The sequence below is a fragment of the Curvibacter gracilis ATCC BAA-807 genome, from assembly GCF_000518645.1.
In the GTDB taxonomy this organism is placed as follows: Bacteria; Pseudomonadota; Gammaproteobacteria; order Burkholderiales; family Burkholderiaceae_C; genus Curvibacter; species Curvibacter gracilis.
On the sequence record NZ_JADZ01000075.1, the window covers coordinates 1 to 1,590 of the forward strand.

The following is a 1,590-nucleotide window of genomic DNA, read 5'->3' on the forward strand; positions in this document are numbered from 1 at the left end:
TGTAGTGACTCGCGTTTGAAAACCGACCGACTTGCAATCAGCGGCTTTTCCGACTCACATTATTTGCAAATGACCGGATGGTCAGAATCACATTAATTGCAAATGAACTTGCAATCGTAGCGGCCGACTTGCATTGCATCGCCACCGACTCACATTAATTGCAAATCAAAATGTACTCAGATTGGTAGCCCGGCCCGCAACATTTTCTCCCGCAGCTCGGTGGAGCGTGTCGGCTCCAATGTGTTGTTGAACATGGCCTTTATCTCCGTCGCCTTGGCATCGAAGAGTTCGACCAGATCCTTGGTGCGATAACCATGCCGGGTCAACGTTGGCTCCAAGTCGTCAATCTGGCGGGAAAGCACGGATTCAACCACGCTTGCGGTCACGGGTTGCTCTCCTGCCTGGTACGCGGCCTCCAGAGCTAGGCTGAGATGCAATTGAACTTGCAGCGGCGTGCGCAGCTTGCTGGCCAGCACGTCGATAGCATCCTCGGTCAAGATGGCGTTGGTCTCGATTTGGCCCCCAGAGCAGGTGGCCAACAACCATTTGATGTATTCGCGCTGCGCGCCGGCGATTCCGTCCAATGAGAATACGTCGGTACGGTAGCCAATTTCCTCCATCGTCGGCCGACGCAAGTCGTTGCGCAGCTTGGGGTGACCCGCCAGCACCACCGACAGGAGGCCACCGCCATCCTCCACCAGTTCCATCAGACGTTTGAGCCCGGTCAAGGTATGGCCGTTGAGGTCATGTGCCTCATCGACGAACAAGACAATGGGCCGTTTGCCCTTCTTCACCAGTTCCTGCAACTGGCGCTCCCGGCGTTCCCCTTGTTTTGGAATCTGCACCTGCTTGTCGGCCGATAGGTCATAGAACAGGGCCGAAATCAGCGTGGCCAGCTTGATGCTTTGTTTTTCGATGGCCAGCGACTTCGAAACGGTGACCTTCTTTTCCTCATCCAGCGCCTGCTGCAGGCGTCGCAGCAAAACCGTCTTGCCACTGCCAACCACGCCACACACTGCAATCAGCCGCCCCTCACCAATGGCACCGCGGATGTCCTTCATCAATTCTTTGTGGTGTTCGGTCTCGTAGTAACCGGCCTGGTTGAACGCAAGGGTCAACCCGAAATGCTGCATCACTTCAACTCGCATGCTGTGCTCCTTTTTGTTGCCGGAAGTACTCCCGCACCCGTCCCATGACAATTCGCCGATTCAGTGTCTCTGCCAGAACCTGGTCAATGAAGCCGCGTTCCTCAGGCAATAGCTTGGTCAACGGCCTGGCCAAATCATCGGCAATCGCCAGCTTGGCGGCGATGGTGGTGGGATAGTGGTACTCATGCGATTCGGCATCAAATGGCTGGCGTGCAATTGGCACAGGCATGGACGCAGGTTTTGACACGCACAGGTCGTTGCCGGACAGTGCGGCAATGGGCAGGCCGAGCTGGTCGGCCAGTGTGCGGATGCGGTCGGCCCGCTCGTCGGCTTTGCCGCGTTTGAAGGCTCGGTAGCGATGCAGCGGAATGGGACCCGATATCGGGTAAAAGGGGCCAAACTTTTCGCCGTTGTATTCGATGTGCAAGGCATCGTCAAAGAG

At 56.5% G+C, this 1,590-nt stretch carries 1 protein-coding gene and 1 pseudogene; both read right to left on the reverse strand.

Annotated elements, in window-relative coordinates:
• Nucleotides 1–176: 176 nt before the first annotated feature.
• Nucleotides 177–1,148 carry an ExeA family protein gene (locus tag L880_RS0125570; protein ID WP_027478016.1) on the reverse strand — a complete coding sequence of 324 codons (972 nt, stop codon included), beginning with the start codon at nucleotides 1,146–1,148 and terminating at the stop codon, nucleotides 177–179.
• Nucleotides 1,138–1,590: pseudogene (locus L880_RS33650) on the reverse strand (IS481 family transposase); the annotation flags it as partial. The gene L880_RS0125570 and the pseudogene L880_RS33650, both read right to left, overlap by 11 nt.

Excerpts from the sequence above, each read along its gene's own strand:
- L880_RS0125570 (WP_027478016.1), bottom strand. The coding sequence starts at position 1,148 with ATGCGAGTTGAAGTGATGCAGCATTTCGGGTTGACCCTTGCGTTCAAC.